At 32.6% G+C, this 15,160-nt stretch carries 13 protein-coding genes; all 13 read right to left on the minus strand.

The window, feature by feature from the left end; all coding sequences use genetic code 11:
• Nucleotides 1-123: 123 nt before the first annotated feature.
• The 13 genes from BN1002_RS19340 to BN1002_RS19400 all read right to left on the minus strand — a co-directional run bounded on the left by BN1002_RS19340 (nucleotide 124) and on the right by BN1002_RS19400 (nucleotide 14,748).
• A complete protein-coding gene (locus tag BN1002_RS19340; RefSeq protein WP_048827159.1) occupies nucleotides 124-1,290 on the minus strand; it encodes a nucleotide sugar dehydrogenase in 1,167 nt (388 codons plus the stop codon).
• Between the two features lie 64 nt (nucleotides 1,291-1,354).
• Complete coding sequence (locus tag BN1002_RS19345) at nucleotides 1,355-2,578, minus strand: lipopolysaccharide biosynthesis protein (RefSeq protein WP_048827160.1); 1,224 nt, start codon at nucleotides 2,576-2,578, stop codon at nucleotides 1,355-1,357.
• A 17-nt stretch (nucleotides 2,579-2,595) separates the two neighbouring features.
• Nucleotides 2,596-3,861 (minus strand): hypothetical protein, encoded by a 1,266-nt coding sequence (locus BN1002_RS19350; RefSeq protein WP_048827161.1) that lies wholly within the window; start codon nucleotides 3,859-3,861, stop codon nucleotides 2,596-2,598.
• 88 nt (nucleotides 3,862-3,949) lie between these two features.
• Nucleotides 3,950-5,122 (minus strand): glycosyltransferase family 4 protein, encoded by a 1,173-nt coding sequence (locus BN1002_RS19355; RefSeq protein WP_048827162.1) that lies wholly within the window; start codon nucleotides 5,120-5,122, stop codon nucleotides 3,950-3,952.
• On the minus strand, nucleotides 5,122-5,736 hold the full coding sequence (locus BN1002_RS19360) for a CatB-related O-acetyltransferase (RefSeq protein ID WP_048827163.1): 615 nt from the start codon (nucleotides 5,734-5,736) through the stop codon (nucleotides 5,122-5,124). The genes BN1002_RS19355 and BN1002_RS19360 overlap by 1 nt, the downstream gene beginning before the upstream one ends.
• Before the next feature lie 16 nt (nucleotides 5,737-5,752).
• On the minus strand, nucleotides 5,753-6,883 hold the full coding sequence (gene wecB, locus BN1002_RS19365) for a non-hydrolyzing UDP-N-acetylglucosamine 2-epimerase (protein WP_048827164.1): 1,131 nt from the start codon (nucleotides 6,881-6,883) through the stop codon (nucleotides 5,753-5,755).
• Between the two features lie 4 nt (nucleotides 6,884-6,887).
• Nucleotides 6,888-7,997, minus strand: a complete 1,110-nt coding sequence (locus tag BN1002_RS19370) for a capsular polysaccharide biosynthesis protein CapF (protein WP_048827165.1) — start codon at nucleotides 7,995-7,997, stop codon at nucleotides 6,888-6,890.
• Nucleotides 7,997-9,016, minus strand: coding sequence for a polysaccharide biosynthesis protein (locus BN1002_RS19375; RefSeq protein ID WP_048827166.1), 1,020 nt, complete (start codon nucleotides 9,014-9,016; stop codon nucleotides 7,997-7,999). The genes BN1002_RS19370 and BN1002_RS19375 overlap by 1 nt, the downstream gene beginning before the upstream one ends.
• A 5-nt stretch (nucleotides 9,017-9,021) precedes the next feature.
• On the minus strand, nucleotides 9,022-10,257 hold the full coding sequence (locus tag BN1002_RS19380; RefSeq protein ID WP_048827167.1) for a glycosyltransferase family 4 protein: 1,236 nt from the start codon (nucleotides 10,255-10,257) through the stop codon (nucleotides 9,022-9,024).
• Nucleotides 10,258-10,278: 21 nt separating this feature from the next.
• Nucleotides 10,279-11,118 carry an NAD-dependent epimerase/dehydratase family protein gene (locus BN1002_RS19385; RefSeq protein WP_048827168.1) on the minus strand — a complete coding sequence of 280 codons (840 nt, stop codon included), beginning with the start codon at nucleotides 11,116-11,118 and terminating at the stop codon, nucleotides 10,279-10,281.
• Entirely contained in the window at nucleotides 11,115-11,744 is a 630-nt protein-coding gene (locus BN1002_RS19390; protein WP_048827169.1) for a sugar transferase, read from the minus strand. Before BN1002_RS19390 ends, BN1002_RS19385 begins: the two co-directional genes overlap by 4 nt.
• 162 nt (nucleotides 11,745-11,906) lie before the next feature.
• Nucleotides 11,907-13,727 carry a polysaccharide biosynthesis protein gene (locus tag BN1002_RS19395; RefSeq protein WP_048827170.1) on the minus strand — a complete coding sequence of 607 codons (1,821 nt, stop codon included), beginning with the start codon at nucleotides 13,725-13,727 and terminating at the stop codon, nucleotides 11,907-11,909.
• 730 nt (nucleotides 13,728-14,457) lie between these two features.
• Nucleotides 14,458-14,748, minus strand: a complete 291-nt coding sequence (locus BN1002_RS19400) for a hypothetical protein (RefSeq protein WP_048827171.1) — start codon at nucleotides 14,746-14,748, stop codon at nucleotides 14,458-14,460.
• Nucleotides 14,749-15,160 lie beyond the last annotated feature (412 nt).

Raw genomic sequence — 15,160 nt, forward strand, 5'->3', positions numbered from 1 at the left:
AGCATTAAAAAATAGTTCCGGAGAGACCACCGGAACTATTTTTTCCTAATTTAGCATTTCACGATCAGTCAGAGTTTTCAGCAGGACGATATTGTTTAGTGAATATAATAGTTAGTAAATTGACTAATCCCTACTAAATAAGTCCCTTGTATAAACCTTCTCTTCTATATCGCTTAAATCCTCTGATAATCTATTTGCAACAATTACATCTGAAATCCTCTTAAATTCTTCGAAATCATTTATAACCTTTGAGTTAAAAAAACTGTTTTCTGTAAGCGCCGGTTCATATACCACGACTTCTATTCCTTTTGCTTTAATACGTTTCATTATTCCCTGTATTGCAGATTCTCTAAAGTTATCAGAATCCATTTTCATTGTAAGTCTATAAATCCCTACAACTTCGGGATTTCTTTTAATAATCATATCAGCTATATGATCTTTTCTCGTTCTGTTTGCATCAACAATTGCAGCCATTATATTGTTTGGAACATCTGCATAATTCGCAAGTAACTGCTTGGTATCTTTAGGTAAACAATAACCTCCGTATCCAAAAGAAGGATTGTTATAATGAGTACCAATTCGTGGGTCCAACCCAACTCCCTCTATAATTTGTTGTGTGTTTAATCCCCTTATCTCAGCATATGAATCCAACTCATTAAAGAAAGCAACACGCATTGCAAGGAAAGTGTTTGCAAACAATTTTATTGCTTCCGCTTCAGTTGAGTTAGTAAATAATATATCAATATTCTCTTTTAATGCCCCTCCTGCTAACAAATCAGCAAATACTTGAGCCCTTTCTGATTGTTCCCCTACCACTATTCTCGAAGGGTATAAATTATCATACAAGGCCTTGCCTTCTCTTAAGAACTCTGGTGAAAAAATGATATTATCTGTTTCAAACTTTTCTTTAATCTTGTTGGTGTACCCTACAGGAACCGTAGATTTAATAACCATTATAGCATCTGGATTTATTGACAATACATTAGCAATAACAGCTTCAACGGTTCTTGTATTAAAGTAATTTTTTTCCGGGTCATAATTTGTTGGTGTTGATATAATGACAAATTCTGCGTCTTTAAAGGCTTTATAATTATCTGTAGTTGCTGTTAAATTTAGTTCCTTTGTTGATAAAAATTCTTCAATTTCATTATCGACTATAGGAGACTTTCTATTATTTATCATATTCACTTTTTCTTCTAGTATGTCTAACGCAATTACTTGGTTATGTTGAGCTAAAAGGATGGCATTAGACAATCCTACATATCCGGTGCCAGCAATTGTTATGTTCATTTCAATCTCATATCCTTTCTTAATTACACCTGTATATCTTTTAATAAGCCCTAAATGTATATTATCAACTGGTCATCAGTTCATTATTCTTAAGTTGTTTTAAGGTTAATGTTATAACAAGTAGCATAATAAAGATTCTAAATACATTTGCTATGATGATAGCATAAATAAATCCATAAAGTTCATATTTAATCATACCAAAATAGCCAAATATTAAGTAGATAACAAAATAAATTACTTGAGTTATTAATTGCCACTTTGTTTCGCAAAATCTTAATAAAGAAGGTTGAATTATGTTACCTAAGATAAATAAAATGGCAGCTAGGTTTCCTATATAAAAATAAGGCAGCGCTTGATCAATAAGGGTTGGATAGAATATTCTGCAAATAGGAATACCAACTACTATAAGGATTATATATATGAAAAAAGATACTAGAGAGAAAATTATTGTTTGTTTATAAAATGATTTACTGTCTAACTGTTCCTGTTTAGTGTAATAAGTTAATAATACTCCTGCTATTGGAGTTAATATAATGCTTACTGTTTTCCCTAAAAAAGAGGCCACTGTGTATACAGCTACTTTTTCTGGCCCCATCAAAGGATAAATATAAAAACGATCCATGTACATCATTAAGTTTGATATAACGGCCGCAAACATGATTAAAGTAAATTTATTTAAACTTTTATTAAAAAGATTTGATATTCGAAATTTATCATGGATAATCTTTGAAGAATAAAAGACATATATACAGGCAAATAATTCACCACAAATAAAAAGAATAACCCAATATTGGAAAAAAAACATAATTATTACCCCGATAATATATCCAACAAATCCCCAAATACTTGTGTACATTATTTTTTTATAGTCAATTATGATACGGAAGCTTGCAGTATAATAAGACCTAAACATTACTAAAATAGTAATAAATATGCTACCTATAACAGTCCAATCTACAGATTGAATAGTTATTGTTGTTAGAATACCTGTTCCAATCGATCCTATCAGCAATATTGCGATAAATAAAATATTATAATCTCCGCTTAAGCCTTTTTTATCGTACTCAGACTGCAACAATATTCTGGTATTATTTAATGAATTTCCTAAAGAAATCCCTACCGAGTTAATAATTCCCAGTATGGTTAAAATTACTCCATATTCAGAAATAGTAAATTTAAAAGCTAAAAAGGGATAAGCTAATCCTTGAACAGCGATTGTAAGGATTAAGGAAGCAATAATATTTAAAAGTGAATCCTTATAAATATTTTTTTTAAAGTAAGCCAACATTCCTAAAACCTCATTCTTTATGCCTTATTATTTTTATATACAATGTTGGAATTAAATAAAAATAATAGTATTAGCATAAGTGAAATTCCACCTGTTAGAAGTGCATTGGTAAGAGAATTATCATTTAAAACAAACATCATATAACTTAACGATGCAACAACTAAAACAGGAGGTATTCTCTCTGTTAAAGAGTCAACAAGATACAGAATAAGTGCTAATATAATAGCAAATAAAATCATAGTGATAAACCCACCGTTTGAATATGCATCCGAAAATACTCCAGTGTTAGAATTTGAAACTGCACCTTGAAAATGCATGGCAATAACAAAAGGAACAGGAACATCAAACGGGCTCTCCACTGAAAATACTTTTCCAATAAGACCATCTGCAAAAAACATTTTTTCTCTTATCTTAAAAAAATCATAATACTGATATTGAATCTGAGAAGGAACAAAAATCATTCTAAATGGAATACTATTCAATAAAATTGTTGAAATTCTGGATAAAGCACTAGATAGCAAAATGATTAGTGTGAAACCTAAAGTAAAATCACGTTCAAATTTATTTTTCTTCATTAGAATGACAACCATGATAAGCATCCCAATAGAAAATAAATATGCTTTAAAACCAAAGCTTAAATATAATAAAAGTTGAAGACACAAGACAATAGTACAATTCCATTTCTTTTTTGAATATAAAAAATAGGCAAAAAAGAAAGGAAAGAAGACTTTTGCACTCCAATTAAGTAAATATCCAAGTATTCCCGAAAACCCTTTTTCAGATCTCAGCGAATATATTGTTTGAAAATTCAAAGCTCGAAAATCAATTCCGCCTCTTTCAATAATCAAATATAATGTAACTAGCACATAAAATATAAAAATTATTTTCAATATTAAATTAGCAGATTTTATTCCCTTATTAATATTTATCTCTATAGGTCTTTTCCTCAAAAAATAAGCTATTATTAAACAAGATAATACTAAAAAGATTGTATACACTATACTTTGATTATTCAGCCAAAAATAAGAAAGAGTTGGTATTGTTAAGAATAAATTTAATATCAAATATAAATATGTTGATGGTTTACTTTTATTTTTTGGAAACATAAATATTATTAATGAGAAACACAAGAAAGATATTACAAAATTCCAAATGTTCATGTTTAGAGTAAGTCCTGTATAACTATAAATCGGAGAAATTTGGAATATATATACAAGTTCAATAACTATTTTGTAAATTAATATATATATGAATAGTTTTTTTCTACTTAACGTATTTTCCATTTTAAATCTATCCTCTATATTTTTGAATATATTTATTTTATCTAGTTGTTTTAGAGAAACGCGGGATAGTAAATTTATATTCAAAAATCTATAATTTTTTTGTTATTTCTTCAATGCTTCTCTGAGCAATTTTTTGGTATGAAAATTGCTCCATGCCATGTTTTTCAGCGATTAATTTCATATTTTTATACATCGATTTATCGATTAATATATTATTTATTTTTTCCTTTATTTCACCGACCGAGTCTTCGTATAAGAATTGACAATTTCCTCCCACATCTATATGCGTGGTGCCATCCCAATATTTAACAATCATTGGGATACCTTGACCAGCTACCTGCTCCCAAAAAACTGAATGCCTTCCTGGAAACACAACTAAATCTGCAACTGCAAAATATTTATAACTCTCTTCAGCTTGAATCCAACCAATGTATTGAATTTTCTTTCCGTCTACAAATTTCATTACTTCTTCTTTCATTTCATTTATTATTGAACCAAAGACAATAAGTTTTAAATTCTCTTTTTTTATCTTATTAACTGCTTCCATAAGGTATAGAGTTTGTGTTTTTGCTTTATCAATTTTGCCACCAGTCACTATCAAAAAGTCATCATCTTTAATGTTAAATTCTTGTCTAATACCTTGTTTATATCTCTGATTTTGAGCTTCCTCTACTTTTTCGTCGTCCGCCCCCATGACTAACAATTCAATTTGATCTCTTGGAATCCCATAAACGTTTTCTAAAAAGCTTACTCTAGCAGGCAGTACACCATAAAATTTGGTAGTATAAGGTGCAATTATCTTAGCACAATATTTCCATATAATCTTATGCAATATATTTTTAGACAACCAATTACGTGCACTATTTGAGAAGTCCGCATGATTGTCAACAAATACTTTTATATGAGGATGCTGCCTGACAAATCTAACAACCTCTTTGATATCAAGGAATTGACATCCATGAATAAAAATTATATCGGGCTTTGATTTTGAGATAGATGAATATGTTCCTTCATATAAGCGAAACTTCCTGCTACCCTTTGCCTTTTTAAATTCCAGCCTCTTTACAGGAATTCCATTTTCATTAATATATTCTCTACCTTTTTCAAAATATGAAATATTTCCATTAGCATCAAAAGTTTGAAGCGAAGCTAATATCTCGACATCTAAACCTAGTTTTTTGTGATATTTCGGTAATAAATTTTCTTGGTATGAAAAATTATCAATATAAAATGATGCAAGGCAAATATGAAGTACTTTCACTAAATGTACTCTCCCTCTTTTTTAAGAAATGTTTCAATCTCATTAAAATACTTTGCTTTATTCTGAATGTCAATTTCCTTCCATTCCCACCATTGTTTTTCAAGAAGTAGCTTTATTGTTTCATCATTGAACCGTTTGCGAATTAACCTAGCAGGTGTTCCTCCCCAAATTTCGTATGGCCCAATGTCCTTTGTTACTACAGACCCCATACCTATTATAGCCCCATCAGAAATTATAACACCACTTTTTATTAAACAATTATTTCCTATCCAAACATCGTTTCCTATTATGGTTTTTTTACTTGTTTTAAAGTGGTGATTAGAAAAATTTTTACCTAATATATTCTTTCCCTCATGAAACACTGGTGAAGTCGACACCCATTCAATAGGATGGGATGCACCCCCTATAATACAGTTATCTGCTATTGAACAAAATTTACCTATATCACAATTAACTACAGTACAAAAATTTCCTATATATGAGTATTTATCCAGATTAACATCTAGGATATGTGAACCATTACACACCCTTGACTTTTTATCGATGGATGAGTTTTTAATAGCAGGCAAATAAGATTTTTTTATAAACTTTGAAATATAATATGATATTTTCATAAAACCACCAATTTCATTAATGATTTTTCCTCCATACAACCCGGTTTATATAATCAGTATACGACAGAATTATTCTCAGAACTTTCTCAGAGACATTCGCCATTCTATAATCAGATACGAGTCGTAATGTTTCTGTCTTTTGTGTTTCTAAAACCTCTAATCCCTGCAGGATTCTCTCCTTCATTAATCCAACCATCATTACCGCAGCTTCTTCCATTGCTTCAGGTCTCTCATGTGCTTGTCTAATATTTAGTGCTCTAAAGCCTAAAATGGAAGACTCCTCACTAATTGTTCCGCTATCACTTAATACTGCCTTTGCTTTTAGTTGAAGTTTAATATAATCATTAAATCCTAATGGTTTCATAGTTTTTACCAAAGAATTAAAGACTATACCTTTGGCCTCAATCATATTTTTTGTCCGAGGATGGGTGCTCACTATAATAGGCATTTGGTATTTTTCAGCAACAGCATTTAGGCTTTCAACTAAATTAAAAAAATTTGTTTCTGAATTTATATTTTCATCTCTGTGCGCTGATACTACAAAGTAACTTTCATCTTTAAGACCCAATCTCTCTACAATGTCTGATTTCTCAATATCTTCTTTTCGTGAATTTAGAACTTCAAACATTGGGCTACCTGTCTTAATAATTCTATCCGAAGGGAAACCTTCCCTAAGAAGATATTCCCTTGCAATATCACTATAAGTTAAATTTAAGTCAGCTGTATGGTCAACAATTTTACGATTTGTTTCTTCTGGTACTCGTTGGTCAAAACATCTGTTTCCCGCTTCCATGTGAAAAATCGGAATTTGTCTCCTTTTGGCAGCAATAGCACACAAGCAACTGTTAGTATCTCCAAGTACGAGAAAAGCATCTGGTTTTACTTCTTCCAAGATAGGATCAACTTTTATCAGAATATTCCCTATAGTTTCAACAGCTGTTCCTGTTGCGGCATTAAGGAAATAATCCGGTTTTTTTAATTTAAAATCTTTAAAAAATACTTCGTTTAATTCATAATCATAGTTTTGCCCTGTATGAACTAATACATGTTCAATAGCTTCTGATTCTTCTAACTTATTAATGACGGCTGACAGTCTTATTATTTCGGGTCTAGTCCCCACAACTGTCATAACTTTTAACTTTTCCACTAAACTATACCTCCAAGTAGTAAGTGTCCGGCTTTTCCGGATCGAAGAATTCATTTGCCCACATAATAGTGACCATGTCTGTATCCCCAAGGTTCTCAATATTATGCGTATAGCCAGTTGGAATGTCTACTACCTCCAGTTTTTCCCCGCTAACAAAGTATTCGATAACTTCATCCGAATCAATTTTTCTGAAGCGGATAACTCCCTTTCCACTAACAACAAGAAATTTTTCATTTTTTGTATGATGCCAATGGTTTCCTTTTGTGATTCTTGGTTTGGAAATATTAACAGATACCTGACCTCGATCTGTAGTCTTTAAAAATTCGGTAAATGACCCTCTTTGATCAATATTCATCTTGAGGTCATAACTGAATTGATTTTCTGGTAAATAACTTAGATACGTACTATATAACTTCTTTGTAAAAGGATTTGACATATCTGGAATGGTACAGGTTACTCGGCTTTGCTTAAATGAATAGAGTAAATCAACTACTTCTCCAAGGTTAATTGAATAACTCACAGGAACCTCACAATATTTTCCTAGATAGTTTTCTTTACCTTCTATAGAATTAATTAGTTCTTCTACCAAATCATCAATATAAACTAGGTTCATTATTATCTTTGGATCATTAACTGTAATTGGTAAATTTCGAGAGATATTATGGCAGAATGTCGCTACGGCGCTATTATAATTTGGCTTACACCATTTGCCAAAAACATTTGGAAACCGATAAACCAGTACCTTTGCCCCTGTTTTTTTACTATAATCAAAAAACAGGTCTTCACTTGCTTTTTTACTCATACCATAATGATTGGTCAATTCCGCTTGGATGGAAGAAGAAATCAAAACTGGACATGTATTATTATGTTTTTCCAATGCACTAAGCAATAAAGATGAAAAGCCAAAATTCCCTTCCATGAATTCGCATTCAGCCTTGGGACGGTTAACCCCGGCAAGATGGAATACAAAATCCGCTTCTCTACAAAATTGATCCAATTTTGCCGGATCAGTTTCCCGGCTGTATTCAAAGACATCATTGTATTTTCTGTTTTTTAATTCAGCAATTAAATTTTTGCCAATGAAACCATTTGCACCTGTAACTAAAATTTTCATTATCGATTCCAACTTCTCAATTCATTTTGAACATAGTCAAGCATAAGCAACTTATCTTTAATCTGCTCAACTGTTAATCTTTGGGTATTGTGAGAATTATATTCTTCCTGGGTAGACAGTTGCCTGTCACCTTCAACAAAATACTTATCATAATTTAAATCACGTTTATCAGCCGGAACGCGATAAAATCCGTCTAAGTCTTCAGCCACAATATGTTCTTCCCTCGTTAGGAGAGTTTCGTATAATTTTTCGCCATGTCTCGTACCAATAATTTTTACATCGTTATCAGCATTAAAAAGTTCTTTAATTGCTTGGGCCAAATCCCCAATAGTCGATGCAGGAGCTTTTTGGACCATAATATCCCCAGCTTCCGCATTTTGAAAGGCAAATACAACAAGTTCTACAGCATCTTCAAGACTCATTAAAAATCTTGTCATGTTAGGATCAGTAACTGTCAATGGTTTTCCGCTCTTAATTTGCTCAATAAATAAAGGTATTACCGAACCACGCGAAGCCATCACATTACCATATCGTGTACCACATATTAAAGTCCTGTCTGGATCTATTGTATTCGCTTTAGCTACAAATACTTTTTCCATCATTGCTTTAGATATTCCCATTGCATTTATTGGGTAAGCAGCTTTGTCTGTAGATAGGCAGATTACCTTTCTAACTCCGCTTTCAACTGCACCTGTAAGGACATTATCAGTTCCTATTACATTTGTTTTCACCGCTTCTAATGGAAAGAACTCACATGAAGGAACCTGTTTTAATGCGGCAGCATGGAAAATATAATCAACCCCGTGCATTGCATTTTTGACACTTGCAAGATCCCTGACATCACCTAAATAAAATTTTAGCTTATCATTTTTATACTTCTTCCTCATATCATCTTGTTTCTTTTCATCACGGGAAAAAATGCGAATTTCTTTAATTCCAGTATCTAAAAATCTCTTCATTACCGCATTTCCAAATGAGCCCGTTCCACCTGTTATTAGTAGAGTTTTATTTTTAAACACAGCTTTTAATCCTCCGATATACTATTAATTAAATTTACATATTTTCTGGTACAATTTTCTTTCGTATATTTCTTTAGGAACACTTTCCTGCAATTTTCACCCATAATTTTCATTTTACTTTTATCATTCTTAAGTTCCTGAATTGCCAACACCAGTTTTGAACTTTCTCCAACTTCCATTGTATATCCAGCATTATTAGCTATTAAGTCTTGTGCAATGTCAGAATTTGCTCCTATTATGGCGATTACTGGTTTTCCAGCCATCATATAACCATATGTCTTGCTTGGCACAGCAAGTCCAGTTAAACCTTTTGATAAACTTACCAAAAAACAATTACTAATATTAAGTGCGTCTTGATAATCCTGCCCATGTAAGAAGTCAAATACCATTACATTTGTTAGCTTTTCATTTTCAACAATACTTTTTAATGTTTCCATTTTATTTCCATGTCCTGCGAAAACAAATTTAATATTAGCTTCATACTTCAATTCTCTAATAGCAACTAATATGGTATCTAAATCTTGTGCTATTCCTAAATTGCCAAAATATGAAACCACAAAGTTATTATCATTTTTGATAGATGACAAAAATTTATTTTGTGGAGGATCGGAAAATTCTTTGAGGTCTTTGTTTTCATACCAGTTCGGTATTACCTCAATTTGATTATGAGTTAAAAAAGGTCTGTTATTAACCAAGTAATCTTTCATCTCATTAGATAAAGCGACAACTTTGGTTACATGTTTAAAAATACTTTTATTTACCATAATCATCAGTCTGCTTATTATACTTTTTTCTGTTATTGCACTTGTTTTATACGCAATTTCCGGGTAAACATCATAACTCACAAATATTACCTTCGTCTTAAAGACTTTTTTTGCAAAAATGGCAATTAACGGTAATATAGGAGGGTTAGAATACACAATGATAGATTTATAATTGGCTAAAGACAGAAAATGCAGAGCAACTGAAATAGTAAATGAAAAATAATTAATTAATCTACCCCAAAAATTAGTTCTTTTTAATTGAAGATATTTAAGTCTTTTAATTTCCACACCTTTATGGGTTTCTTTCGTTGGTATTTTACTTGATAAAGAGTATTCCTTTGGATATCCGGTTAAGGCGCTAACTGTAAAACCTTCTTCAACAAGTCTAACAGCAGTATCAAAAGGTAGGGTAGCAGAGGAAACAAAATCAGGGTAAAAATATTGACATAAAAATAATATATCTCTCTTTTCTTTCATAATGATCTCTTCCTTTATTTACTACTGTTCGGTCAGCTCGATAGATTTTTGTAAAGAAATAGGTTCATAACCGTTATATGATGAAAGTCCTTGGTCATAAACTAAATCACCAAATACTTTTTTTATTATTTGTAAATTTGCTGATTTTAAAAATACGTTAAATATCTTTGTAAGAATAACTTTTTTTCCGTGTGTTTTTGCTATTAATTGAACTAATTCTGATGTACAAACATATTCTTTATTTTGAGGAAAAAAAGTACCTTTTCCGTAATCATCAATTAAAAGCTTTACAAATTCCGTTAAATTATTGATAAAAATCATACTACGTCTATTATTAATATATGGAAAAACAAACATTTTCCTAGCTACTTTTGAAAGACTTTGATAATTACCTTTACATCCATACCCGTAGACCATGGGGGGACGTATTATAGCAACTAAAAAGGAATTTGTTGTTAAGTTTTGAATTAACTTTTCTGCTTCTAATTTTGATTTTCCGTAATTGCTTTTAGGATTAACTAACGTATTTCCTTTAATAATTCCTTCATCCATTCCATAAACACTCATTGAACTAAAAAAAATAAATTGCTTAACTCCAGATTGTTTAGCTTTTTTTGCAACCTCATAGGCAAGATCTCGGTTTACTTTATAATAAAGATAAGAATTTTTTTTTGTTTCTTTTATATGTGCTATGCCAGCAACATGAATTACAACATCATACTGGGAAAAGTCCTTTTCTCGCCATGAATTAGTTCTTAAGCTTATTAATTCAGTAACATAACGTTCCGGGTACCTTTCAAGCCATGTTACTAAACTATTTCCGATATAACTTTTCTTACCGGTTATTAAGACTCTTTTCATTTCGAGATCTGCTCCTTAACAGTAGCAATTTCTTTAGCTGCTCCTGTTCCACCTTCAACTACTCCATCACTTTTAATAACGCTAATGATGGTACCGCAAAAACATTTTATATCCATTAATAAACTCATTCTCGCTACATACTCTCCATCCAGCCTTGATTTTACTTCAATAGGCAATTCATCTCTTCCATTTATTTGGGCCCATCCTGTTAATCCAGGCAGAATATCATTGGCCCCATATTTGTCACGCTCTGCTATTAAGTCGTATTGATTCCAGAGTGCTGGCCTCGGACCAATAATACTCATTTCTCCAATTAAAATATTCCAGATCTGAGGAAGCTCATCCAATGATGTTTTCCGTAGAAACTTTCCCATCCTTGTGATATATTGCTCAGGATTTTCCAATAAATGCGTGGGGGTCTCCTTTGGAGTGTCGACCTTCATTGTCCGAAATTTAAGTATGTTAAAATGTGTTTTATGGATTCCTACTCTTTTTTGTTTAAAGAAGACAGGACCTTGAGAATCAAGTTTTATCCCAATTATTAATACTAGGAATATTGGAGATAATATTAGCAAACCCAATGATGATAAGACGACATCTATTAATCTTTTGACTTTTAAATACAAAACAAACACACTCCCTGATAATTAGGTGAGAAAGAGCTTAAATAAATGCAATTTTTTCACAATTAAATTCAAAATAACAGCCCCTGCCATTTAAAAACTGGACTAGGAGCCTGTCAATTTACTTTAAAATTTTCATTGTCAAATGACATTCTCACAGATCTTTTATCTAGCAACCTGAAACATTTTGTTTTCTCTCCTATTTGCTAGATTAATAACAAACTTCTTAATATCTTCTGAAGAAAAATAATCAAATCTTTCAAGAAGGAAATCTATTTCGTGCTCCTGCTCCAAAACTGCTTTCCCTATGAAAATTTTCGGGAATACTGGTTCAGGGTGAATTTCCTTTTCATTTAATAGCTCTTCAAACATCTTTTCCCCTGGCCTTAAACCGGAATATTTTATCCCAATCTCTTCTAAAGTATATCCTGACAGTTTAATTAAATTTTTTGCCAGATCGACAATCTTTACTGGTTCCCCCATATCGAGCACGAAGATTTCGCCGCCCCTTGCCAAGGAACCTGCTTGAATGACCAATCTTGATGCTTCTGGAATCGTCATAAAATACCTAGTCATATCCGGGTGAGTAACAGTTACCGGGCCGCCTGTCTGGATTTGCTTTTTAAAAAGAGGGATAACACTTCCGCGGCTCCCCAGTACATTCCCGAAACGAACCGCCACGAATTTTGTTCTACTTATCTGATCAAGCCGCTGGATTATCATTTCAGCAATTCTCTTCGTAGAACCCATCACGTTGGTTGGATTTACTGCTTTGTCTGAAGATATCATAACAAATGTTTCTACTCCAAAAGTGTCTGCGGCCTCCGCGACATTCTTGGTCCCAAAGACATTGTTTTTGACAGCTTCCCTTGGATTGTATTCCATCAATGGTACATGCTTATGTGCGGCAGCATGATATATCACGTCCGGTTTATGCATCTCCATTACTTCAAAAATTCTTTCTCTATCCTGTATATCAGCAATCACGGGGATAATTTCGATTCTATCCTGATACTTATTTCTAAGCTCCATATCTATTTGATAGATGCTATTTTCCCCATGGCCTAAAAGAATAATTTTTGCTGGTGTGAATTTACATATTTGTCTGCATATCTCGGATCCAATCGATCCGCCTGCTCCTGTCACGAGAATAATTTTACCCTCGACATTTTGTGAAATTTTATTCATATCAAGATGAACTGGTTCTCTCCCAAGTAAATCTTCTACTTCTACATCCCTGAATTGATTGACAGAAAGTTTGCCTGTCACTAAATCCTCCAATTTTGGAAGTATTTTTGTTTTTGCCGAGGTTTTTAAACATTCATTAAAAATTCTATTTAGCTCGTTTTTATTCAAGGAAGGAATAGCTATAATGATATGGTCTATATTGTGTAATTCCACTACTTTTTCAATATGTTTAACATCGCCTAGAACGGGTAGGTTTAAGTATTGTAGTTTATTCTTTTTAAGATCATCATCTATAAAACCAACAGGGGTCAACTCTGCTTCCGGGCTTTTTTGTAGTTGTCTGGCAACCATTAGCCCAGCAGAACCAGCTCCTATTATCAACGCTCTTTTTTTCGACACATTAGATTGGATAAAGTTATATCTAAATATCCTCCAAACAAAACGTGACCCTCCGATGGACAGGACGTAAACCATCCAGGTAGTCGCAAGCGCCCTTAAAGATACGTCAAATTTCGCGACCAACTCTACTAGCAAAGTACTCACAATAGAAAAGGATACAGCCTTTACTATTGCAGTGAGTTCGCCTATACTTGCATACTCCCACGCTTTATTGTACAAGTTATAATATGATGAAAATACATAATGACTTACTAACATGGCGAAAACAGGTACGATTAACTCCTGCATGGACCCATAATTCAATGTTGGATGAAGAACGATGTAACTTACATAAACTGAACTAATAACGAGAATTGAATCAATCAAAATCAATAGGGAGAGACGCGCCTTATAAGCCAACTCTATTCCTCCTAATTTTTATAATATCTTCTGTTTTTCCTAGGAGAAGGAAAGATATTTCCAAAAACATATAATAGGATAAATGCCATCAATTATAAAATATTGTCTAATTAAACCGTTTATTGTAAAAATTTCTCTTTATCCTATCTAATTTAACAATATTTTAGTGATAATTAAAAGGATTTTTTTAAAGATGGAAATATTTATCAATAAAAAGTGAATTAACTTTGTGTTTTTTTTACACTTTTACCTTTGATTTAAAATATATCGTACTTTTTATAAAACACAAGAGCCCTTTAGTGGTATTCCTTCCCTGAATAACCAATACGCTTTGAAGTTTATCAAATACATGATTAACAGGAGTAATATAAACTATCTAATATATTTCAACTATCAATGAATTATAACAAAAAATTATCTAATGTCGAAGTTTAATAGAAAAAACATCCCTCCTGCTTCTACACACGAATCTCCGCCGTATGCATTCAACGAAACTAGGTGTTTCGACTAGTGCAAAATACCGCACCACCCTGAAAGGAACCGTTTTAGCACTTCAACCTTTTGTCCTTCCGAGGATGTCTAAGACATAAAATTATATTCTTTACCCTTTGACTAAACCCTAAGTGCTTTCGTTGGCAATGCGCACCTTCGGTTCATTTTTCTAGGAAAACTAAATCCAAAGAACTTTATTTTCCGTTGGCGGTCTACCGCTAATTTCTCCTTATGTACCTTAAGCTTCAATGCTGGACGCAATATTTTCACCCACGACCCAATAGCTGATGCATACCGCCTTCATACCGTCAATTGAGTTACTACCCTTTAAGATTAGGGTGATTGACATAATTAATCTTTTCAATGCCCTGGATATGTAGGCGTGCAGAAACTGGGCTTCTTCTTCCCACTTTAGTGTTAGCAAGCCGTTTTTAACCTTTCCACATTGATATTTCGAAAAGTTGCAGTTCAAATCCCTGTAGAAAGTTGGAAGATGGCACACTCCCCCCTTCTCTCCATTGCCCCACACCGAACTTGTACTCCTGTCACTTACCAATCACAATATAAATAGAAGAAAACGGTTATATACCTTTGTTCTATAGAACGTCAGCATATTCGTAATGTTGGTGACAAAATAGTTTACCTTTCCTTTCACTATATGCCTAACAGGCGGTCCGAGCGCACCCTTAACTTAAGCGAACGATGACCGCACATTGATGCCGGAAATACAAAAGTCATTGTCCGTAGGAAAAGTCGGGCCACACGGTCATTCATATAATGACGATGTAAAAATGTTTATAACCGCTTGATAGGAATGCTAGCTCAATTTATATTCGTTTGTTGTTTTACAGACCAGACATTTTTATTTGTTATTAGAAGATTTTTTGACAATAGGGCGTACCCTATGGAAGGAATTCCATTTTTCTGGTATTCTATTTAAA

This window comes from Bacillus sp. B-jedd, from assembly GCF_000821085.1.
Lineage (GTDB): Bacteria > Bacillota > Bacilli > Bacillales > Cytobacillaceae > Bacillus_D.

What these genes read in the sequence shown, in the direction of transcription:
- BN1002_RS19370 (WP_048827165.1), bottom strand. Translation starts at nt 7,997, where the DNA reads ATGAAAATTTTAGTTACAGGTGCAAATGGTTTCATTGGCAAAAATTTA.
- BN1002_RS19350 (WP_048827161.1), bottom strand. Translation starts at nt 3,861, where the DNA reads ATGGAAAATACGTTAAGTAGAAAAAAACTATTCATATATATATTAATT.
- BN1002_RS19385 (WP_048827168.1), bottom strand. Translation starts at nt 11,118, where the DNA reads ATGAAAAGAGTCTTAATAACCGGTAAGAAAAGTTATATCGGAAATAGT.
- BN1002_RS19380 (WP_048827167.1), bottom strand. Translation starts at nt 10,257, where the DNA reads ATGAAAGAAAAGAGAGATATATTATTTTTATGTCAATATTTTTACCCT.
- BN1002_RS19360 (WP_048827163.1), bottom strand. Translation starts at nt 5,736, where the DNA reads ATGAAAATATCATATTATATTTCAAAGTTTATAAAAAAATCTTATTTG.
- BN1002_RS19340 (WP_048827159.1), bottom strand. Translation starts at nt 1,290, where the DNA reads ATGAACATAACAATTGCTGGCACCGGATATGTAGGATTGTCTAATGCC.
- BN1002_RS19345 (WP_048827160.1), bottom strand. Translation starts at nt 2,578, where the DNA reads ATGTTGGCTTACTTTAAAAAAAATATTTATAAGGATTCACTTTTAAAT.